General features: G+C 68.9%; 16 protein-coding genes. 5 read left to right on the top strand and 11 right to left on the bottom strand.

Features of this window, described 5'->3' with window-relative positions; genetic code table 11:
- Positions 1-14: 14 nt before the first annotated feature.
- The 3 genes from JN22_RS32905 to JN22_RS32895 are packed head-to-tail and all read right to left on the bottom strand — an operon-like array spanning position 15 to position 2908.
- Positions 15-1211 (bottom strand): ABC transporter substrate-binding protein, encoded by a 1197-nt coding sequence (locus JN22_RS32905; RefSeq protein ID WP_085558132.1) that lies wholly within the window; start codon positions 1209-1211, stop codon positions 15-17.
- Positions 1208-1570, bottom strand: a complete 363-nt coding sequence (locus tag JN22_RS32900) for an AtuA-related protein (RefSeq protein ID WP_085558131.1) — start codon at positions 1568-1570, stop codon at positions 1208-1210. Before JN22_RS32900 ends, JN22_RS32905 begins: the two co-directional genes overlap by 4 nt.
- A gap of 3 nt (positions 1571-1573) precedes the next feature.
- Positions 1574-2908: an acyclic terpene utilization AtuA family protein gene (locus JN22_RS32895; protein ID WP_085558130.1), complete on the bottom strand. Its 1335-nt coding sequence runs from the start codon at positions 2906-2908 to the stop codon at positions 1574-1576.
- Between the two features lie 232 nt (positions 2909-3140).
- On the opposite strand from JN22_RS32895, the gene JN22_RS32890 reads away from it, so the two are divergent.
- Positions 3141-4094: a LysR family transcriptional regulator gene (locus JN22_RS32890; RefSeq protein ID WP_085558129.1), complete on the top strand. Its 954-nt coding sequence runs from the start codon at positions 3141-3143 to the stop codon at positions 4092-4094.
- Position 4095: 1 nt separating this feature from the next.
- Here the strand turns inward: JN22_RS32890 and JN22_RS32885 are convergent, their stop codons facing one another.
- On the bottom strand, positions 4096-5016 hold the full coding sequence (locus JN22_RS32885) for a LysR substrate-binding domain-containing protein (protein WP_085558128.1): 921 nt from the start codon (positions 5014-5016) through the stop codon (positions 4096-4098).
- Positions 5017-5211: 195 nt separating this feature from the next.
- On the opposite strand from JN22_RS32885, the gene nhaA reads away from it, so the two are divergent.
- Complete coding sequence (gene nhaA / locus JN22_RS32880) at positions 5212-6423, top strand: Na+/H+ antiporter NhaA (protein WP_085558127.1); 1212 nt, start codon at positions 5212-5214, stop codon at positions 6421-6423.
- A gap of 100 nt (positions 6424-6523) precedes the next feature.
- Here nhaA and JN22_RS32875 read toward each other — a convergent pair whose 3' ends face one another.
- On the bottom strand, positions 6524-7525 hold the full coding sequence (locus tag JN22_RS32875) for a LacI family DNA-binding transcriptional regulator (RefSeq protein ID WP_085558126.1): 1002 nt from the start codon (positions 7523-7525) through the stop codon (positions 6524-6526).
- Positions 7526-7793: 268 nt separating this feature from the next.
- Between JN22_RS32875 and ptsP the strand changes: the two genes are divergently transcribed.
- The 3 genes from ptsP to JN22_RS32860 are packed head-to-tail and all read left to right on the top strand — an operon-like array spanning position 7794 to position 13105.
- Entirely contained in the window at positions 7794-10343 is a 2550-nt protein-coding gene (gene ptsP / locus JN22_RS32870; protein ID WP_085558125.1) for a phosphoenolpyruvate--protein phosphotransferase, read from the top strand.
- Positions 10340-11290, top strand: coding sequence for a 1-phosphofructokinase (gene pfkB, locus JN22_RS32865; RefSeq protein ID WP_085558124.1), 951 nt, complete (start codon positions 10340-10342; stop codon positions 11288-11290). The genes ptsP and pfkB overlap by 4 nt, the downstream gene beginning before the upstream one ends.
- A 36-nt stretch (positions 11291-11326) precedes the next feature.
- Positions 11327-13105, top strand: a complete 1779-nt coding sequence (locus JN22_RS32860) for a fructose-specific PTS transporter subunit EIIC (protein WP_085558123.1) — start codon at positions 11327-11329, stop codon at positions 13103-13105.
- 102 nt (positions 13106-13207) lie between these two features.
- On the opposite strand, the gene JN22_RS32855 is transcribed toward JN22_RS32860, so the two are convergent.
- The 6 genes from JN22_RS32855 to JN22_RS32830 all read right to left on the bottom strand — a co-directional run bounded on the left by JN22_RS32855 (position 13208) and on the right by JN22_RS32830 (position 20149).
- Positions 13208-13780, bottom strand: a complete 573-nt coding sequence (locus tag JN22_RS32855) for a hypothetical protein (protein WP_085558122.1) — start codon at positions 13778-13780, stop codon at positions 13208-13210.
- Positions 13777-14406 (bottom strand): ParA family protein, encoded by a 630-nt coding sequence (locus JN22_RS32850; RefSeq protein WP_085558121.1) that lies wholly within the window; start codon positions 14404-14406, stop codon positions 13777-13779. Before JN22_RS32850 ends, JN22_RS32855 begins: the two co-directional genes overlap by 4 nt.
- Before the next feature lie 542 nt (positions 14407-14948).
- Positions 14949-15890, bottom strand: coding sequence for a replication protein RepA (locus tag JN22_RS32845; protein ID WP_085558120.1), 942 nt, complete (start codon positions 15888-15890; stop codon positions 14949-14951).
- A gap of 648 nt (positions 15891-16538) precedes the next feature.
- On the bottom strand, positions 16539-17786 hold the full coding sequence (tyrS, locus tag JN22_RS32840; RefSeq protein ID WP_085558119.1) for a tyrosine--tRNA ligase: 1248 nt from the start codon (positions 17784-17786) through the stop codon (positions 16539-16541).
- Positions 17787-18066: 280 nt separating this feature from the next.
- Positions 18067-19176 carry an ABC transporter substrate-binding protein gene (locus tag JN22_RS32835; RefSeq protein ID WP_085558118.1) on the bottom strand — a complete coding sequence of 370 codons (1110 nt, stop codon included), beginning with the start codon at positions 19174-19176 and terminating at the stop codon, positions 18067-18069.
- A gap of 217 nt (positions 19177-19393) precedes the next feature.
- The gene (locus JN22_RS32830; RefSeq protein ID WP_085558117.1) at positions 19394-20149 is read right to left on the bottom strand and encodes an SDR family oxidoreductase; all 756 of its coding nucleotides are present in this window, start codon (positions 20147-20149) and stop codon (positions 19394-19396) included.
- Between the last annotated feature and the right edge of the window lie 80 nt (positions 20150-20229).

Here is a 20229-nt window from a genome sequence, read left to right as displayed (position 1 = left end):
ATGCGCCGACCGCCTCACTTCTTGAAGTCCGCCGGTTGCAGCCCGTCGAGGACCGGGTCGTTGAAATCGACGACCTTGCCGTCCTTCCAGCGCGACCAGTGGTAGTCGGAGGCGGTCAGCCCCTCGTGCTGGGCGGTGGAGAAGGGCTTCTCGTAGGTCTTGACCATGCCGGCGACCGGCTTGTTCAGGGATTCCAGGGCGCCGCGCACCTCCTCGCCCTTCAGGCTGCCGGCCTGCTCGGCGGCGGCGGCCCACAGCAGCACCGTGTCGTAGGCCTGGCTCGCCGCCCAGAACATCGACGGGTTGGCCAGCTTCGGGCCGATCCGCTCGAACAGCGCCTTGGAGGCGTCCGACTTGCGCTCGCTCGACGTGGTGAGGAAGACCGGCCATTCCATCAGCTTCGGTCCGGCCACCTCGGGGAAGCCGCTGAAGGAGGCCGCCCAGGTGGTGAAGACCTTGGGGAAATAGTCAAGCTTCTCCATGCTGCGCACCAGATGGCCGAGCGGGGCGGCCTGCGCCCAGACCACCAGCGTGTCCACCCCGGCCGCCTTGGCCTTGGCAAGCTGCGAGGTCATGTCGGTGTCGCGCGCGTCGAACTTCTCGGTGGCGGCGGGCTTGATGCCGTGCAGGGCGGCGATCTGCTCCAGATCCTTCAGCCCGGCCTGCCCGTAGCCGGTGGTCTCGACGAAGAAGCCGACCGATTTCGCCTCGGGGTTCTTCTTGACGTAGGCCAGCAGGGCGGCGGCCTGCTCGCGATCGACCATCGAGACGCGGAACAGGTAATTGCCGCTGGCCGGTCCCTCGGTGATCGCCGTGCTCGACGCGCTGGAGACCAGCACCGGCATCTTCTTCTGGTTGGCGATGTGCTTCCAGGCCAGCGCATTGCCGGAGTTGGTCGGGCCGAAGACGACCGAGACCTTCTCGCGGTCGATCAGGTCGGTCATGTTCTGGATGGCCTTGGGCGGCTGGCCGAGATCGTCGCGGATCAGGAACTCCAGCGGCCGGCCGAGCACGCCGCCGCGCTTGTTGATGTCCTCCACGGCGGCACCGATGCCGAGCACGCCGATCTGCCCGGATTCCGCCGAGGGCGAGCCGGAGATGTCGCCGTTGTAGGCGATCTTCACCGGGTCTGCCGCCTGCGCCTGGATCGTCGCGGTCATGACGAGGCCGGCGGTGGCCGCCAGCAGGGTTTTCAAAAAGGGCGTCGTCATGGGCGTTCTCCTCCGTTTTGATTGTTTGGGTGCCGGTCGGGGGCCGGCAATTCGAGATCGGGCAGTTCGAGATCCAGCAGGGCCGAACTCATGCCCTTTCCGTGGGCGTCGAGCGCCAGCGAGCGGGTGACGCCGCCCCCCAGCGCCCCGGTCAGGACGAAATTCAGGGCGCCCAGCGCTGGCAGCTCGTAACGGGTGACCGTTCCGGTCACGATCCCGTCGAAATGCGCCGCGACGCGCGCGGCCGTCACATGCTCGGCCAGGAAGGGATAGTCGGCCTCGTCGAAGGCGATGACCGAGATGTTGGAGATGTTGCCCTTGTCGCCGGAGCGCGAATGGGCGATGTCCCGGAGCTTCACGGCTCACGCCTCCAGCAGGGTGAAGGTGGGGCGGACGGCGCTCTCCGGCAGCAGGGCGGAGGCGACGGCAACGATCTCGCGCGCCGACTTCCAGGCGCCGCCACCGCCGGCCGGTCCGTTGGTGTAGAGCGTCTCGACCTCGTTGCCGATCCGCGCGGCCTCCTCCAGCGTCGCCGTGCGGCCGGCGACCCGAAGGCGGACCTCATAGGGCGCGTGGCCGCGCGACAGCCGGTCGCCATGCAAGGCGTCCAGCCCGATCAGGTCGAACTGCATCTCGCTGGCCCGCACCCCGGTCAGCGCCAGCCGGTCGCGGACGATGTCCAGCGCCAGCCGCCCGCGCTCGACCGCGCCCGGCCCGGCGTAGGAGATCTGTCCCTCGCCGATGCAGCTGTCGACGTAGCCGATGGAGGTCTTCAGCAGGCCGGTCTTCGCCGACCCGCGCCCGCCGCCGACCCGCACGCGATCGGGGCCGTCCTGCGCGACATGGGCGCCGGAGAAGTCGGCGACCACGTCGGGCTGGTAGTAGCGGGCCGGGTCGTGGATCTCGTAGAGGAGCTGCTCCTTCACGGTGGCGGCACTGACCCGCCCGCCGGTGCCCGGCAGCTTGGTCACCAGCAGTTCGCCGTCGGCGCGGATCTCGCCGATGGGAAAGCCGAGCCGGGCGAGATCCGGCACGTCCTTCACCCCCGGATCGGCAAAATAGCCGCCGGTGACCTGCCCGGCGCATTCCAGAAGATGGCCGGCCATGGTGCCACGCCCCAGCGCGTCCCAGTCGTCGGCCGCCCAGCCGAACGCGTGGACCATCGGCCCGAGGAACAGCGCCGGGTCGGCGGCCCGGCCGGTGATCACCACGTCGGCCCCGGCGGCCAGCGCCTCGGCGATCGGAAAGGCGCCGATGTAGGCGTTGGCCGACAGCACGCGGTCGCCGAGCGAGCGCAGCGTGCCGCCCTCCTCCAGCGCCACGTCGGCGGCGCGGGCCGCCTCCAGCACGTCGTCGCCGGTGACGGCGGCGATCCGCAGGCCGTCGAGCCCGAGGCTGCGGGCGACGGCGCGGGTCGCGGCGGCGGCGGCGAGCGGGTTGGCCGCCCCCATGTTGGTGACGATGCGGACGCCGTTGCGCCGGCACGGCCCGAGCACCGCCCCCATACGGGTCGCCAGCAGCGGGTCGTAGCCGCCGTCGGGGTCGCGCCGCCGCACCTGCTGGGCCAGCGCGATGGTGCGCTCCGCGAGGCATTCGAACACGAGGTAGTCGAGGCCGCCCCGCTCGGCGAGTTCGATGGCCGGTTCGATCCGGTCGCCGGAATAGCCGGCGCCGGACCCGATCCTGATGCTGTGCATGAAGAACGGTCCTCAGAGCGGCGCGCGGCCGGACGCGGCGCAAGGCGTGATCGCCCCGGCGGCGCCCGCGATGAAAGCCGGCATGATGTCCCTCCCCCTTCGACGTTTCCGGTTCGCGCCCCGCCGGCCCGTTCGGCCGGCGGGGCGCCCCCTGTCGTTGCGCGGACTATCCTGGGCGGGATTGTTCTGTTAAACAATTGAATAGATTTAATCTCAGTAATAGAGATAAGCTATGGATCTCAGCTTGCGCCAAATCCGCGCCTTCCTCGCCGTGGCGCAGACCCACAGTTTCACGCGCGCCGCCGACCTGCTCCACGTCGCGCAACCGACCCTGACCGTGCAGATCCGCCGCCTGGAGGAGGCGCTGGACGTGAAGCTGTTCGACCGCAACACGCGCACGGTGAATCTGACCCGCGTCGGGCGCGAGCTGCTGCCGGTGTTCCAGCGCATGGTCCACGACCTGGATGCGGTGGTGGTCGACACCCACGAGATCGCCGCCAAACGCCGGGGAATCGTCCGCGTCGCGGCGCTGCCGACCGTCGCCGCCGGGGTGCTGCCGGACGCGATCCGCTCCTTCCGCGAACGCCACCCCGGCGCGTCCTTCGTTCTGAAGGACGTGATCGCCGGCCGCGTCCTCGCCCTCGTCCGTTCCGAAGAGGTCGATCTCGGTGTCATGGGCGGCGAGGTGAAAGGACAGGACATCGAGACGCTGCTGGAGGCCAGCGACCGGCTGCACGTCGTCTTCCCGAAGGACCATCCGGTCGCCGGCCTGCCGCGCGTGACCATCGCGACGCTGGCGGATCTGCCGCTCGTGCTGATGGACCCGGCAACCAGCGTGCGGGAAATTGTCGACGAGGCGTTCCTCAACGCCGGGCTGATCGCCAAGCCGGTGTGCGAGGCGACCTACATGATGACGGCGGTCGCCATGGTGCGCGCCGGACTGGGCCTGACCATCCTGCCGGGATCGGCCCGCGAGATCGGCGCGGAGCCCGGCCTGCGTTCCCGCCCCATCGACTCCGCCGGCTTCTCCCGCTCGGTGAGGATCATCCGCAAGGCCGGTCGCACCCTTCCTCCGCTCAGCGAGGCTTTCGCCGAGTATCTCCGCGCGGCGTTCGGGCCGGGCAGCGTTGTCCCTCACGCCCCCGGCGGCGTCCGTCGGGAGGATGGCCCTTGGCCCGTGGGCTGACTCAGCGTTGCGGCTCCGGCTCCTCCCAGGGAATCAGGCATTCGCGGATGGTCTCGGCCAGCAGGGCATAGGTGCTCTGGCGGGAGGACGAATTCCGCCAGACCATCATGATGTCACGGGTGGGGGCGCCCTTGGCCAGGGGACGCGCGACGACCAGCTTCTCGCGGAGGACGTCGGAGCGGACATACAGCGCCGGAAGAAGGGAGAGCCCCATTCCGGTCGCCACCATCTGGCGCAGGGTGTCCAGGGTGGTGCCGGCGTAGTCGCGGGCGTGAATCGCGCCCACGTCGCTGCAAAGCCTCGCGATCTGGTCATGAAGCCGGTGTCCGCGCTCCATGGTCAGAATGGTTTCTCCCGACAGATCCTCCGGGCTCACCGTTTCCCGGCTTGCCAGGCGGTGATCCGCGGGAAGCACCAGCTGCAAGGGTTCGCGGATCAGGCGGACCGCGGTGAAGTCCGCGTGGTTGGGATCGTCCGGCAGAAGCAGCACGTCATGAACGCCGTCGGACAGTTTTCTCGGCAGGACTTCCAGCCGATCCTCGCGCACGAAGATGCGCAGATGCGGGAAGGTCTCCCGCAAGGAGGGCATGGCCAGCGAGAGCACATAGGCACCCACGGTTTGCACCACCCCCATCTGAAGCGTTCCCTGAAGGGCGTCGGGATCGTCGCGGCGGGCGATCTCGCGAATGTCCTCCACCTCGGCCAGGATGTTTCGCGCGCGACGGGCGATCTCCGCGCCGACGGGAGTCAGGATGACGCGCGCGCGCGTCCGCTCGACCAGCCGGCTGCCCAGCCGCTCCTCAAGCTCCTTCAACTGCATGCTGAGCGTCGGCTGCGTCACGTGGCAGGCTTCCGCCGCCCTGCTGAAGCTCAGGGTGTCGGCAACGGCGACGAGATAGCGAAGCTGCTGGATGCGGGGCATGAAGGGACATTATAGATTTTATCTATAAGAGTAAACGAAGATATCGATTTTCCATTTTCATCCGGACGTGCTTTCTGGGGGGCGCGCGGCCGCTCCCTGCGGCTGACCGACAGTGCGAAGACGGCGTGTGCTGCGTGCGCCGGGTCAATCCCGATACGGAGACCTCGATCACCCCTGCCCGGAGAGCGCCCTCCCATGTCCGCCAATCAAACATCCAGGCCGCAACCTCGCGGTGTCCGCAGCCTTGCCCGCCAGTTTCTCGAGAATTCGTCCTCAGGCGGCATCGTCCTGATGGCCGCCACGGCGCTGGCCTTGTTCGTCGCCAATTCGCCGGCCGCCGGCTTGTATGCGGACAGCCTCGACACCCATGTCGGCGGCCTTTCCCTGCTGCACTGGATCAATGACGGGCTGATGGCCCTGTTCTTCCTCATGGTTGGGCTGGAGATCAAGCGCGAGACGATCGATGGGCAGCTTTCGACCTGGTCCGGGCGTGTCCTCCCCGGTTCGGCAGCCATCGGCGGCATGATCGTCCCGGCCCTGGTCTATCTCGCCTGCAATCTCGGCGTGGACGGCCGGCCCAGCGGATGGGCGATCCCGGCCGCAACCGACATCGCCTTCGCGCTTGGCGTCCTGTCCCTGCTCGGTCCACGCGTGCCGATGGCGCTCAAGGTGTTCCTGACGGCTCTGGCCATCATCGACGACCTTGGAGCGGTGCTCATCATCGCGGTGTTCTACACCGGAACCCTGGACGCCGCGGCGCTCAGTGCGGCCGGGCTGGTCATAGCGGCCCTGATCGGCCTGAACCGGTTCGGTGTGAAAGCCTTGTCGCCCTACCTTGCGCTGGGCGCCATTCTCTGGTTCCTCATCCTGCGGTCCGGCGTCCATGCGACCCTGGCGGGCGTCGTGCTGGCGTTGACCATCCCGCTGCGCCAGGCCCCCGCGGGCGCGGACGGTCCGGATTCCCCCCTTCACACGCTCGAGCACGCCCTTGCGCCGTGGGTGACGTTTGCCATCGTTCCGCTTTTCGGTTTTGCGAACGCCGGCGTCTCGTTCGCCGGAACGTCGGCCGCCTCGCTCGTCCAGCCCGTTCCGCTAGGCATCGCGCTCGGCCTTTTCCTCGGCAAGCAGGCCGGCGTCTTTGCCGCGACATGGGCGGTGATCCGTCTCGGATGGGCCACTCTGCCTCCGCACGCGACCTGGCGCCACGTCTACGGCGTCTCTCTCCTGTGCGGCATCGGCTTCACCATGAGCCTGTTCATCGGCCTGCTGGCCTTTCCGGACCAGCCGGCCCTGCAGAACGACCTGAAGCTTGGCGTCCTGCTGGGCTCCGTGGCATCCGCTCTCACCGGAGCGCTGCTCCTGCGGACGGCGCGACCGGAGATGGCGGCGGCACCGGTCGGCCGCTAGCTCGAAATCCATCCCCGGAGGGGGTGCGCGTGGTCGGCAGAGGATGACCGACCGCGCCCCCGTCCGCCATGCCCGCCATCGCGGACGGCGGATGCGGTTCTCAAACGGCGGGCGCCACAGCGGCGACGGCCGTCGAACCGCGCAGCACGCAACGGCCCGGCAGAACCACCTTGCGGACGGGACGCTGCGGCGCCTCCACCCGCTCGAACAACAGGCTGACCGCCGCACGGCCGATCTCGTCCACCGGCTGCTCGACCACCGTCAGGCCGGGTCCGACCAGTTCGGTCCACGGCTCGTTGTCGAAACCGGCGACGGCTAGGTCGCCGGGGGTCGACAGGCCGAGCCGCCGCATCGCCTTGATCACCCCCATCAGAAACAGGCTGTTGCTGGCCATGATGGCGTCCGGCCGCTCCGGTCCGGCAAGCCAGCGCATCACCGCCTCCTCCGCCGCGTCGGCGTTGGGCGGGATGAAGCGGGCGTTGGCCGGCAGCCCGCGCGCCGCCAGCGCGCCGCGATAGCCCTCGTGCCGCTCGATCCCGGTGGTGCTGGTGTTGCCGAACAGCCCGCCGATCCGCCGGTAGCCGCGGACGAACAGATGCTCCACCAGCGCGGCGGCGGCCTGCGCGTTGTCCAGCACCACGGAATCATGCAGCCCCGGCGGCCCGCTGCGGTCGATCAGCACCACGGGGAAATCCAGCCCCAGCCCGTCGATCCGCTCCAGCGTCGCCCGCGTCGGGGCGAAGATCAGGCCGGTGATGCGCTCCTCCTGCATCAGGCCGAGATAGAGCCGCTCGCGTTCGGGGTTCTCGTCGCTGTTGCACAGGATCACCCGCATGCCGGCGCGGTAGGCCTCCTCCTCCACCGCGCGGCCGACCGCGGTGAAGAACGGGTTGCGGATGTCGGAGACGACCAGACCGATGGTCTGCGAATGCTGCGACCGCAGCCGCCGGGCCGACAGGTTGGGCCGGTAGCCGGTGGCGCGAACCGCCTCCTCCACCCGCTTGCGCAGCGCCTCGCTGACCGGACCGCTGCCGAGAACCCGCGACACGGTGGCGACCGACACGCCGGCCGCCCGCGCCACGTCCTTGATGCCGACGGTCATCGGGCGCTCCGGTTGGGGCTGCTCCACGCAGAGTTCGGCAGACCCAGTGAAAACGTTTCCATTGCCATGGCTCCAAAATCACCTATTTGCTGACAGGGCACAAGCCCGTTTACGCCAGGGATTGTTTTGTTGCAACGCAGCAGCCATTGACAAGGTCAATGAAAACGTTTTCAGTGAAAACGTTTTCAGAACCCTGCTTTCTTTTGGTGCCGACCGGCGACGCCGCGACACGGCAAGAGACAAGAACAAAATCGGAGGAAGGACCGCCATGGCTCCCGACACGCTCAGCGTCCCCCTGCTCCCGGATCTGGTCCGGTTGGGCGCCACCCCCGCCGGCAAGGAGGAGGCGATCCGCGAGGCCGCCCAGCTCCTCGTCGCCGCCGGCTGCATCGACCCGGCCTACGTCGACAGCATGATCCGGCGCGAGGGGGTGGCGAACACCTTTCTCGGCCATGGCGTGGCCATCCCGCACGGCATGGTCGAGGACCGCGAGCTGGTGCGGCGCAACGGCATCGCCATCCTCCAGATCCCCCAGGGCGTGCGATGGAACGAGGAGCAGACCGCCCGGCTGGTGGTCGCCATCGCCGCGCGGTCGGATGCGCACATCACCGTGCTGCGTCGGCTGACCCGGCTGATGCAGGACGAGGAACGGCTGAACGCGCTGTTCATCGCCACCGACCCGGCCCTGCTGCTGGGCGCGATGTCGGAGGAAACGGCGGCCCCCGCCCCAGCCGGCCCGGCCGCCGATCTGGCCGAGCGCTTCGAATGGACGGTGGACTATCCGACTGGTCTGCACGCCCGCCCGGCCTCGGCCTGGGTCGAGGCCGCCCGCGCCGCCCCCGGCCGCGTCCAGATCCGTCATGGCGATCAGGTCGCCGACGCCAAGACGCTGGTGGCCCTGCTCCAACTTGGGCTGCGCATGGGCGACCGGGTGGTGGTCTCGGCCGACGGTGCCGAAGCGGCGACCACCGTCGCCCGCATGAAGGGCGTCATCACCCGCCTGACCGCCAAGGAACAGGCCGACGCGGCGGCGGCCGAACGCAAGGCCCGCGTCCCCGTCCAGGGCTGGATCCCGCCGACCGCCCTCCCCGCCATCGCCGGTGTGGGCGCCAGCCCCGGCCTCGCCATCGGGCCGGTGCATGTCGTGCTGACCGCGCCGCCGGCGGTTCCCGACCGTCCGGAATCACTGATCGACGGCGGCAACCGCCTGCACGAGGCGCTGGACCGCACCCGCCAGCAGTTGAAGGCCCTGGCCGACGACACCGCCCGTCGGCTGGGACCGGCGGAGGCCGGAATCTTCACCGCGCAGGCCGAACTGCTGAACGACACCGACCTCATCACCCGCACCTGCCAGTTGATGGTGGAGGGGCACGGCCCCGGCTGGTCCTGGCACGAGGCGGTCGAGAGCGGAGCGGCGGCGCTGGCGGCCCTGCCCAACCCGGTGCTGGCCGCCCGCGCCGCCGACCTGCGCGATGTCGGCCGCCGGGTGCTGGCCCGCATCGACCCGAGCCTGCGCGGCGGCACCCTGCACGACCTGCCGGACACGCCCTGCATCCTGATCGCCGACGACCTGTCGCCATCGGACACCGCCGGGTTGGACATGGCGCGGGTGATCGGGCTGGCGACCGCGCAAGGGGGCCCGACCTCGCACACCGCGATCCTGGCGCGCACGCTGGGGCTTCCGGCGATGGTGGCGGGAGGCGCGGCCCTGACGGGGCTCGCCAACGGCACGCCGGCCATCCTCGACGGCCAGTCCGGCCGCCTGTTCCTGAACCCGACCGAAGCCGACCTCGCCGCCGCCCATGGCTGGATCGAGGAGCAGCGCGTCCGCAAGGCCCTACAGGAGGAGCGGCGCGGCCTGCCCGCCCGCACCCGCGACGGCCACGCGGTGGAGATCGGCGCCAACGTCAACCGCCCGGATCAGGTGCCCGTCGCCCTCTCGCAAGGAGCCGAAGCGGTCGGACTGATGCGCACCGAGTTCCTGTTCCTGGAGCGCGGCGACGCACCAAGCGAGGACGAGCAGTTCGAAACCTACCGCGCCATGCTGGCGGCGCTGGACGGCCGTCCGCTGATCGTGCGCGCGCTCGACATCGGCGGCGACAAGCAGGTGCCGCACCTGCACCTGCCGCACGAGGAGAACCCGTTCCTCGGCGTGCGCGGCGCCCGTCTGCTGCTGCGCCAACCCGAGCTGCTGGAACCGCAGCTCCGCGCCCTCTACCGCGCCGCCAGGGAGGCCAAGCCCGGCGCGCTGTCGATCATGTTCCCGATGATCACCACATTGGCCGAGATCCAGGCGCTGCGCGCCGCCTGCGACCGCATCCGCGCCGAGCTGGACGCCCCGGCGGTGCCGCTCGGCATCATGGTGGAGGTGCCGGCCGCCGCCGTGATGGCCGACGCGCTGGCCCGCCATGTCGATTTCTTCTCCATCGGCACCAACGACCTGACGCAGTACGCGCTCGCGGTGGATCGCCAGCATCCCGAGCTGGCGGCCGAGGCTGACAGCCTGCATCCGGCCGTGCTTCGCCTGATCCGCATGACGGTGGAGGGTGCCGACCGGCACGGGCGCTGGGTCGGCGTCTGCGGCGGCATCGCCGGCGATCCCTTCGGCGCCGCCCTGCTGGCCGGGCTCGGGGTGCGCGAGCTGTCGATGACGCCGCGCGACATTCCCGGCGTGAAGGACCGGCTGCGCGACAGCAGCCTGACCGCGCTGCGGGACCTGGCTCGGCGTGCGCTCGATTGCGAGACCGCCGACGCGGTGCGCGCGCTGGATGCCGGAACGCCCGATGCCGGAACGGCGGGCGCGGAGGCGGCGTCATGAGCCCCCCCGTCCTGACGATCACGCTGCATCCGGCGATCGACCAGACCATCACGCTCGACGCCCTGCGACCGGGAACCGTCCACCGCGCGAGGGCGGTGCGCCACAATGCCGGAGGCAAGGGCGTGAACGTCGCGAGCTGCCTCGCCGACTGGGGCGTGCCGGTGATCGCCGGCGGGCTGCTCGGTGCCGACAACGCCGCCCCCTTCGACGCGCTGTTCCATGCCAAGGCCATCACCGACGGTTTTGTCCGGCTGGCGGGGGAGACGCGGACCAACATCAAGATCGCCGACCTTGCTTCAGCCGACACCACCGACATCAACCTGCCCGGCCCGACCGCCGACGCGGCGGCGCTGGAGCGCGTGCGGCGGACGCTGCACGACCTCGTGGCGCCGGGGGCGCTGGCTCTGCTGGCCGGAAGCCTGCCGAACGGACTCCCGGCGGACAGCTACGCCACGCTGGCGGCGGATCTGGCGTCCCTTGGCGCGCGCACGGTGCTCGACACCAGCGGCGCGCCGCTGACGGCCGCGCTCAAGGCCGCCGGCGGCACTCCGCTCCACTGCGTCAAGCCCAACCGCCACGAACTGGAGGAATGGGCCGGCGCGCCCCTGCCCGACCTCGACGATCTCCTCGCCGCCGCCCGCGACCTGCATCGGCGCGGAGTCGGGGTGGTGGTGGTGTCGCTGGGCGGCGAGGGCGCGCTGTTCGTATCGGGCGGCCGCGCCATCCGGGGACGGCTGCCGGCGATCGACCCGCTGAGCACGGTCGGGGCCGGCGACGCGATGGTCGCCGGCCTGATCGCCGGCTTCGCCGCCGGCAGCCCGCTGGAGGAGGTGGCGCGCCTGTCGATCGCCTTCGCGGTGGGCAAGCTCGGGCAGTTCGGCCCCAACCTGCCGGACAAGGCAACGGTGCGGGCGCTGGCTGCCCAAGTGGAACTCACGGACCTGTAACGAGGGGCGCTTCCAAGCCGCCCGGGAGGAAACACCATGGCGAACCTGCTGGCCGTGATCACGGCGGGCGATTTCAGCACCCAGGCCGTTCTCGCCGCCGAGGCCCTGCGCAAGGCGGCGGCCGATCTGGGGCATACCATCAAGGTCGAGCTGCGCAGCAGCCTCGGCATCCAGGCGCCGCTCGACACGGCTGCGATCCAGGGCGCCCAGAGCGTGTTGCTGGTCGGCGCCGGCGCGTTCGACGAGGAGCGCTTCGCCGGCCTGACGCGCACCGTCGCGGCGCTGGACGCCGTGCTGACCGACGCGCGGGCGGTTCTGGGCAGCGCTCTGGGCGGCGTCCCCGCCGCGGCGACGGTTGCGGCCGCACCGGCGACGCCGGCGTCGAAAAGGATCGTCGCCATCACCTCCTGCCCGACCGGCATCGCCCACACCTTCATGGCGGCCGAAGGCATCCAGCAGGCGGCCACGGCGCTGGGCCATCATGTGCGCGTCGAGACCCAGGGTTCGGTCGGCGCCCGCGACACGTTGAGCGAGGCCGAGATCCGTGACGCCGACGTGGTGCTGATCGCCGCCGACACCCAGGTCGATCTCGCCCGCTTCGCCGGCAAGCGTCTGTTCAAGAGCGGCACCAAGCCCGCCATCAACAACGGCAAGGCGCTGGTCGAGCGCGCGCTGACGGAAGCGACCGTCCATGGAGGCACTGAGGGCGCCGCCCATCTGGCCGACTCCGTCGCCGCCGGCAAGGCGGAGCGCGCGGCACAGCGCACCGGCCCGTACAAGCATCTGATGACCGGCGTGTCCTTCATGCTGCCCTTCGTGGTGACCGGCGGCTTGCTGATCGCGCTGGCCTTCGCGCTGGGCGGCATCTACGTCTATGAGGAGTCCAACGCCGGGACGCTGGGCTACGCGCTGTTCCAGATCGGCGCCAAATCGGCCTTTGCCCTGATGGTTCCGGCGCTGGCCGGCTACATCGCCTTCTCCATCGCCGACCGGCCCGGCATCGCCCCCGGAATGGTCGGTGGCATGCTGGCCGCCAGCCTCGGCGCCGGCTTCCTCGGCGGCATCGTCGCCGGCTTCATCGCTGGCTACGGCACCGCCTTCCTGAACCGTCACATCCGGCTTCACCGCAACCTGGAAGGGCTGAAGCCGGTGCTGATCCTGCCGCTGCTGGGCTCGTTGCTGACCGGGCTTCTGATGATCTACGTGGTCGGCGCGCCGGTCGCGCAGGCGCTGGCGTGGCTCAGCGACTGGCTGAAGAGCATGCAGGGCAGCAGCGCCATCCTGCTGGGCCTGCTGATCGGCGCGATGATGGCGTTCGACATGGGCGGTCCGGTCAACAAGGCGGCCTACGCCTTCTCCACCGGGCTCATCGCCAGCCAAATCTACACGCCGATGGCCGCCGCCATGGCCGCCGGAATGGTGCCCCCGCTGGGGCTGGCGCTGGCGACCAAGCTGTTCGCCGACCGCTTCACCCGCGAGGAGCGCGAGGCCGGCAACGCCGCCGCCGTGCTCGGCATCGCCTTCATCACCGAGGGCGCCATTCCCTTCGCCGCCCGCGACCCGTTCCGGGTGATCCCGGCGCTGGTGGCGGGGGCGGCGCTGACCGGCGCCATCTCCATGGGCATCGGGGCGGAGCTGAAGGTCCCGCATGGCGGGATCTTCGTGCTGCCGATCCCCAACGCGGTGACGCAGCTCGGCGGCTACATCGTGGCGCTGGTCGCCGGCACGCTGGTCACGGCAATCGCCCTGCGGCTGCTGAAGAAGCCGGTCACGGCGGTTCCGGCGGCCGGGAAGGCCGCGGCCTCACCGGCCTGACAGTGTGGAGGGATCGGGCCGCGCCCACGGCCATCGCTTGGCCGGTCCGCCCGGTCCCCGTCTCATGCCAGGGCTGAAAAGTTTTGACGCTTGGCCCTGGTATCAGCCATTCCGGTCCAGCGCCGCCAGCATCGCCTCGGCCTCGGCCAACTCCTGCCTGAGCCGAGCGATCCGCTTGACCAGTGCCGGCCGGTCGGAAGCCGGCGGGGCTCCGGCCCCCTGGACCCGCTTCTTGAAGGCTTTCGCTTCGATGCGAGTCAGCGTGGGCCGGATGTCGGGCTCCGCCGCGGCCAGTTCGTCTTCCGACAACGTGGCGATTTCATAGATGACCGAATCGGCCGGGGGCAGCCGCTCCAACGGAATGCGGCCGCTGTCGACAAACTCGGCCACGGTGCGCAGTTGTCGTGCACGCGACGGGCTGAATGGCAGTTCCGCCCTGACCATCGCCTCGAACTCGCCATGCTCCATTCTGGCCTTTGCCACCACCAGCCAGCGGCCGATCGCGAGAAAGTCGTCGCGGGCCCGCTCCCACAGCGCCTTGATCCGTTCGACGGTGTGGGAACGCGAATGGTAGGCGATCACCTCCTGCCGCCGCCCGTTCTCATCGTCCGCAAACAGACCGGCGTAACGGTCGGGAGCGGGGCGGGGCAGCTTGACCTTTCCGTCGAGTTTCACCGCGCCACCCCCAGAACATCGGCGACGAAGCGCCAGTTTTCCCACCAAAGCTCGGCGGTTTTGGCGCCGCGCAATTCCACCACGCCGATCCCGACGTCATAGGTCCGGTGGACCTCCGCCAGATCGGGGATCAGGGCGGGGGCGACCGTGACGCCAACGGAGAGGCCCCGATGCGCGGCTCCGGTTTCAACCTGCTTCGGCTTCACACCGTTCAACAGAACGGCCATCGGACGGGCGAACGCACGCACGGCCTTCAAGGTGTCCTTCAGGGAGTCCATTTCCTCCCCGCGGACGCCGGTCGGCAGCAGGATCAGATCCGCGGCTTCGATCAGCGCCTTGAGCGCCATCGGGTGGTCCTCCACCGAAGCCGGCGTATCGATGATCAACAAATCGATGTCGTCCATCGCTTCCGGAGCGCTGTCGATGTCCCGCAACGGCACCTCGAAGCTCTGGATCGACGGCAGCGTGTCCGGGCGACGCTCCAGCCATTTGCTCAATGTCCGTTGACGGTCAGCGTCGAGGACGGCCACGCGCAGACCGCTGAGGACAGCGGCGACAGCCATGTTCCGGGCTGTGGTTGTTTTGCCGGCACCGCCCTTCGGGCCGAGCACCAAAAGCTGCTTCATTCAAATCTCCGGTCAAGCGCGCCAAGCAAAGCGTTAACCGGTTAACGAACCGCTGCCGCGCCGAAAATCGCGCCGCCACCTTAGCGAAGGCTCGGCAACAGGGCAATTCGCCTGTTGCCCGGAGTTGAGATGGCGGCGCTTCCTTGGCGGCCCGCGACCTCCGGTTCAACCTGGACAAGGATATCCGCTGTTGGAAAGCGGAAACGGTGTTCGGAGAAGGTTGAACTGGAGGCACGTCATGCGAACGGAAGGCATCGCGCTGACTTCAGGCGGCGTGGAGGCCGCCGTCCGCCGGGTTATCCGTTCGACTGGTCGCGGATCAGGCGTCCAGCGTGCGCTTCGAGAAGACCCGCTCGAAGGCGGGCGGGCTGCCGCTGACCTGACTCCGGTCAGCTCTGTCTTCGGTCCAGGGTCAAGATGGAGCGGAGGCGGCCAACGCTATCGGCCCTGTCATCATCCTTCGTCGTGACGGTGGCGAAGGGGCAGGGACCGGGTGACACCAGTTTCACCACCCACCCATCGCCAGATGCCACGGATGGCCGCTATCGCAAGATACCACGTGGTGCTTTCTCCGGAACGGGAGATGGCGAGTGGTGCAGCACGACACCGTCGCCTTCAAGAGTGACTTTCGCGTCCGGATAGACCGCCAGCACGAACTTGAGGGATTCGATCAGGCGCGGCTTGAATTGGAACAGGTTCTTGTAGCCGGCACCGAACTGGGCGTAAAGCGCGCTCCAGGTGATCGGCATCGGCTTGCTGAGGCTGTGAAGCCGATAGGACAGCCACACATAGAGGTCGATGGCCATTGACCGGCTGGAGATCGATTTCAGGGCCGGTTCCCAGATCGGCACGGGATGCTCGCGCAGAGCCTTGAAGAAGCTTGCGCTGAGCCGGACCGTATCGACCCAGAGACGTGGTTGCGCGTCGTCGTCCTCGTAAAGCTGGATGCCGCCGTCGACGATGGATTCTTTCGAGAACTTGGCACCGCGACCGGCGTCCGGCCCATGCCAGCTGAAGGTCAGGTGGCATGCTGAGATGCGGTCGGCCTGATCACGCACGACCTTGTAGCTGCTGCCACCGATCGGCACGCCCATGCGGCTCATCCAGTCGCGCATGGAACCGCCGAGTTCGACCTCCGGACAGCCCGTCTGGATGGCGCGGGTTTGCAGGTAGAGCATGATCAGCCGCGCGCGGCTGCCGTATGGCACGCCGAACTGCTTGAATCCTCCCCGCCCGTCGGGAAGCGAACCGGGTTCGATCAGCAGGGAGACGTTGTGTCCTTGCCGTTCCCATTTGGCGCTGTCGCCGAGGGCCTTGTGCGGCAGGGCGGTCAGGCAGAATCCCGAATAGGTGATGTTGAACGCCGAACTTGGATTCGCCAGAATCTCGGCGGCAAGATCAACCAGCCGGCGATCCTCCTCGGGAACCAGCTCCCGCGCTGCTTCCCTGCCGTGCTCACGAACAAGTTGATGGATCGTGCCCATGAGTTCTCCCAGCGCAAACTGACCGACATCATCGGGAGTGACGCGCAGAAAAGCAATTTGGCATCTTGCGATGTGGCTAGTAGTTCCCTGTTTTGAGAGTCTTTATTTGATTCATCGCAGGATGCCATGGGAAAAGCCGAGTCGCGCCGAGTCGTTCATCGCAGGATGCCAGGGGAAAATCACAGGATGCCAAACGGCGTCTGTGGATGACTCGGGAGAGTCGGTCGCTATCGCAAGATGCCACAGCCGAATCGACCCGAATCACTTGAGGCTGATATCGCAAGATGCCACGGCATCCGGGCCAGGTTTGGGTACTGGCAGCTTCATGCAGGCTCTTTCCTGGCAGCGGCCTGACACGGGGCATCCGGGATGGTCATCGCAAGATGCCAAGGCGGGTGATCAGCCATCGCAAGATGCCACGGCGGCGCTTCCATCATCGCAAGATGCCACGCCATCCGCCTTCTGGATCCGCGGCTCGCCGCTCGATGCGCTTGGCCCATCGGCAATGGTTGGCGAGGCGTCGCGAAGGGCCGGAATCGCCGGCGAAGGGAAGAAAGGGGGCCCCCCTTCGAGGTGATGGCGTGCCTTGGGCCATCCACGAACTGCCAGGAGGGGGCGGGCCGCCGACCCACGGGCCGGCGGCGGGTTTTACGGTTCCAAGGCCAAGCGCACATGCCGTTTGCGTCCGGCCGACAGGACGCCGTCCGTCGCGACGACCAGCGTCTCGTCCGTGACCGTCTCGCCGTCCAGCCGTGCCCCGCCCTCGCGGATCAGGCGCCGGGCAGCGCCTCTGGAATCGCACAGGCCGGCGGTAACCAGCGCCTCGACCAGCGGAACGCCGGCGGGGTAGGCGTCCCGACGCAGAACCAGCCGCGGCAACCCGTCGCCGCTTGGCGCGAAGGGGGAGCCGGCGGACGCGGCGGCGCGCTCCGCCTCGCCGGCGCCGTGGCACAGCCGGGTCGCCGCGGTCGCCAGCACGATCTTCGCCTCGTTGATCTCGGCGCCCTGAAGTCTTTCCAGCCGACCGATCTCGTCGAGCGGCAGTTCGGTGAACAGCCGCAGGAAGCGCCCGACGTCGGCGTCCTCCGTGTTGCGCCAGAACTGCCAGAAATCGAAGGGTGAGCGTGCATCCGCGTTCAGCCACACCGCTCCGCCCGCTGTCTTGCCCATCTTGACGCCCGACGCGGTGGTCAGCAGCGGCGTGGTCAGGCCGAACAGCTCGCGCCGCTCGACCCGGCGGGCCAGCTCGACCCCGTTGATGATGTTGCCCCACTGGTCCGACCCGCCCATCTGCAACAGGCAGCCGTGGCGCCGTGCCAGCTCCAGGAAATCGTAGGCCTGGAGAATCATGTAGTTGAACTCCAGGAAGGTCAGCGGCTGCTCACGCTCCATGCGCTGCTTGACGGATTCGAAGCTCAGCATGCGGTTGATGGTGAAGTGCCGGCCGATGTCGCGCAGGAACGGCACGTAATCCAGGCCGTCCAGCCAGTCGGCGTTGTCCACCATGCGGGCCGCCGTCGCTCCCTCGCCGAAGGCCAGATACTGGCCGAACACGCGGCGCAGCCCGGCGGCGTTCAAGGATATCCGGTCGTCGTCCAGCATCGGCCGGCTGGTGTCGCGGAAGCTGGGATCGCCGATCTTGGTGGTGCCGCCGCCGATCAGGACGATGGGGCGGTTGCCGGTTTTCTGGAGCCAGCGCAGGGCCATGATCGACAACAGATGCCCGACATGCAGGCTGCCCGCCGTGGCGTCGAAGCCGACATAGGCGGTCAGCACCCCGCCGGGCGCGGCATCGGCCAACCCGGACAGGTCGGCGGCCGGGTCGCTGCATTGGTGAAGAAAGCCGCGCTCGCGCAGGATATGGAGAAAGTCGGCGGCGTTGGAACGGGTGCTCATGGCGGATAGTCTCGACGGTTGGACCGCGCCTTCCGGAGACTGTCTCTTTTCTCGTGAGAACCATGGCCGCCGGAATGCGGCGGCATGGTTTCGGGTATGACCGATCGACGCCGCGCTATGCGAGCGGCGGATAATAAGCCGTAACGGTGAGGGCGATGCGGTCGGTCATGGCGGTCTCCTACACCGGGCCGCGGAAAAGATCCACCCTTTCGTGGCGCGCCGCCGCGCCGGCCCGGGTCGTGGCGGCGGAGCGGCCGGTAGCCGCTCCGCCAAGTCCCGGTTACTTCTGGGCCACCATCTCGGGCCGGCCGTTGCTCCAGACATACATGACGTAGTTCGGCTTGGTGATGTCGCCCTTCTTGTCGAACTCCACCGGGCCGACCACCGTGTCGTAGCTGCCGGCGTGCAGGGCCGCCGCCAGCTTGCCGCCGTCGACGCTGCCGGCCTTCTGAAGGCCCTGGGCGATGGTCTGGACCGCCGCGTAGCTGTAGAAGGCGAAGTTGCCCGGCTCGGGCAGGCCGGCGGCCTTGAAGGAGGCGATCAGCTCCTTCGCCCTGGGATCGCTGGCGGCCGACGCGCTGTCGGTGTAGAGCGTGCCCTCGCCGGCGGCGCCGGTGATCGCCCAATATTCCTGGTTGTTCAGGCCGTCGCCGGCGATGAACTGGGGCTTCAGCCCCTGCTCCTGCGCCTGGCGCACGATCAGGCCCAGCTCGGGGTGGTAGCCGCCGTAATAGACCGCATCGACCGACTTGCCCTTCAGGCTGGTGATGAGGGCGGAGAAGTCACGCTCGCCGGCGGTGACCGATCCGCGGTAGGCGATCGTGCCGCCCGCCTTTTCCAGCGTCTGGGCCACGACGTCGGCCAGCCCCTTGCCGTACGCCTGCTTGTCGTCGAGGACCGCGATGTTCTTGCCCTTGAAGGCCTGGGCCAGATAGTTGCCGGCCACAACGCCCTGCTGGTCGTCGCGACCGCAGACGCGGAAGATGTTCGGGTGGCCCTTGGCGGTCAGCAGCGGGTTGGTGGCGGTCGGGCTGACCATCACGATGCCCTCTTCCTGATAGACGTCCGCCGCCGGGATGCTGGCGCCCGAGCAGAGATGGCCGACCACCGCCGCGACCTTGTCGCGCACGAACTGGTTGGCGACGGCGACCGCCTGGCGCGGATCGCAGGCATCGTCGCCCACCTTCAGAACCAGCTTCTGGCCCAGCACGCCGCCCTTGGCGTTGATGTCGGCGATCGCCTGCCTGGCGCCGTACACCGACTGTTCACCCAGCGCCGCCACCGGACCGGTGGTCGCCGTGCCGAGGCCGATGACGATGTCCGCCTGCGCCGTGCCGAGGCCGGCCAGAAGCGCCGTCGCGCTGACGAAGGAAATGGCGGTGAGACGCATGGTGATTCTCCCAAGATATTATGTGCCCGACCCTTGTCCTCCGGGCCGCAGCGTGGTCCATTTCTGACCGAAGCGGCAGGCATTTGAAAGCGCGATCATGGGTTTCGGCGACCCTCCGGCCGGTCCCACGGCCACCCGCAGGACGAAAGGATCACGCGCCGTCGGCCCGCCGGGGAGAGGATGCGGCGGAACGACGCGCGATGAGCGGGATGGCGTGTCAGATGGCCTGACCGCCCGACACCTCGATGCGCTGGGCGTTGATCCAGCGGTTGTCCTCGCCCAGCAGGCTGGCGATCATCGGCCCGATGTCGTCGGGCACGCCCACGCGGCCCAGCGCGGTCATGCCGGCGAAGACCGCGTTGAGGTCCGGCGTGTCGCGCACCGCACCTCCGAGAAAATCGGTCTCGATCGCTCCCGGCGCCACCGTGTTGACGGCGATGCCGCGCGGCCCCAGCTCCTTGGCGAGATAGAGGCTCAGAACCTCGACGGCGCCCTTCACCGCCGCGTAGGCCGCGAAACCCGGATAGGAAACGCGCGTCAAGCCGGAAGAGATGTTCACGATGCGCCCGCCGTCGGCGAGCAGGGGCAGCAGCGTCTGCGTCAGGAAGAAGACGCCCTTGAAGTGGACGTCGACCAGCCGGTCGAACTGCGCTTCGGTCGTCCCGCTGATCGGTGCCATGTCGCCATGGCCGGCGTTGTTGACGAGATGGTCGAAGGTCGGGCGTTGCCAGTTCTCGTCGAGCGCGGCACGCAGCCGGCTGGAGAAGGACGCGAACCCGTCCACGGCGCCGGTGTCGAGTTGAAGGGCGACGGCCCGGCGGCCCATGGCCAGAATCTCGGAAACCACCGCCTCGGCCTCGTCGGCGCGGCTGCGATGGGTGACGACGACATCGCCGCCGCGCCGGGCGATGGCAAGGGCGGTGTTGCGGCCCAGGCCGCGGCTGGACCCGGTAACGAGGGTGATCTTGGTCATGGCCTTGCTCCTTCCTGGTGAAGCCACTTGCTGGCCGGTCCGGTATCGCCCGGCCGGGCCCGCGCGTGTTGCCGGATGCT

This window comes from Azospirillum agricola (genome assembly GCF_020005195.1).
Taxonomy (GTDB): Bacteria; Pseudomonadota; Alphaproteobacteria; order Azospirillales; family Azospirillaceae; genus Azospirillum; species Azospirillum agricola.
This window is presented reverse-complemented; position numbering and strand designations above follow the sequence as displayed.

Bases quoted from the DNA above. Each gene is read 5' to 3' on its own strand.
- JN22_RS32905 (WP_085558132.1), bottom strand. From the start codon at position 1,211: ATGACGACGCCCTTTTTGAAAACCCTGCTGGCGGCCACCGCCGGCCTC.
- pfkB (WP_085558124.1), top strand. From the start codon at position 10,340: ATGAGCCCCCCCGTCCTGACGATCACGCTGCATCCGGCGATCGACCAG.
- JN22_RS32890 (WP_085558129.1), top strand. From the start codon at position 3,141: ATGGATCTCAGCTTGCGCCAAATCCGCGCCTTCCTCGCCGTGGCGCAG.
- JN22_RS32850 (WP_085558121.1), bottom strand. From the start codon at position 14,406: ATGAAGCAGCTTTTGGTGCTCGGCCCGAAGGGCGGTGCCGGCAAAACA.
- JN22_RS32845 (WP_085558120.1), bottom strand. From the start codon at position 15,890: ATGGGCACGATCCATCAACTTGTTCGTGAGCACGGCAGGGAAGCAGCG.
- JN22_RS32835 (WP_085558118.1), bottom strand. From the start codon at position 19,176: ATGCGTCTCACCGCCATTTCCTTCGTCAGCGCGACGGCGCTTCTGGCC.
- tyrS (WP_085558119.1), bottom strand. From the start codon at position 17,786: ATGAGCACCCGTTCCAACGCCGCCGACTTTCTCCATATCCTGCGCGAG.
- JN22_RS32885 (WP_085558128.1), bottom strand. From the start codon at position 5,016: ATGCCCCGCATCCAGCAGCTTCGCTATCTCGTCGCCGTTGCCGACACC.
- JN22_RS32830 (WP_085558117.1), bottom strand. From the start codon at position 20,149: ATGACCAAGATCACCCTCGTTACCGGGTCCAGCCGCGGCCTGGGCCGC.
- ptsP (WP_085558125.1), top strand. From the start codon at position 7,794: ATGGCTCCCGACACGCTCAGCGTCCCCCTGCTCCCGGATCTGGTCCGG.
- JN22_RS32860 (WP_085558123.1), top strand. From the start codon at position 11,327: ATGGCGAACCTGCTGGCCGTGATCACGGCGGGCGATTTCAGCACCCAG.
- JN22_RS32895 (WP_085558130.1), bottom strand. From the start codon at position 2,908: ATGCACAGCATCAGGATCGGGTCCGGCGCCGGCTATTCCGGCGACCGG.
- JN22_RS32875 (WP_085558126.1), bottom strand. From the start codon at position 7,525: ATGACCGTCGGCATCAAGGACGTGGCGCGGGCGGCCGGCGTGTCGGTC.
- nhaA (WP_085558127.1), top strand. From the start codon at position 5,212: ATGTCCGCCAATCAAACATCCAGGCCGCAACCTCGCGGTGTCCGCAGC.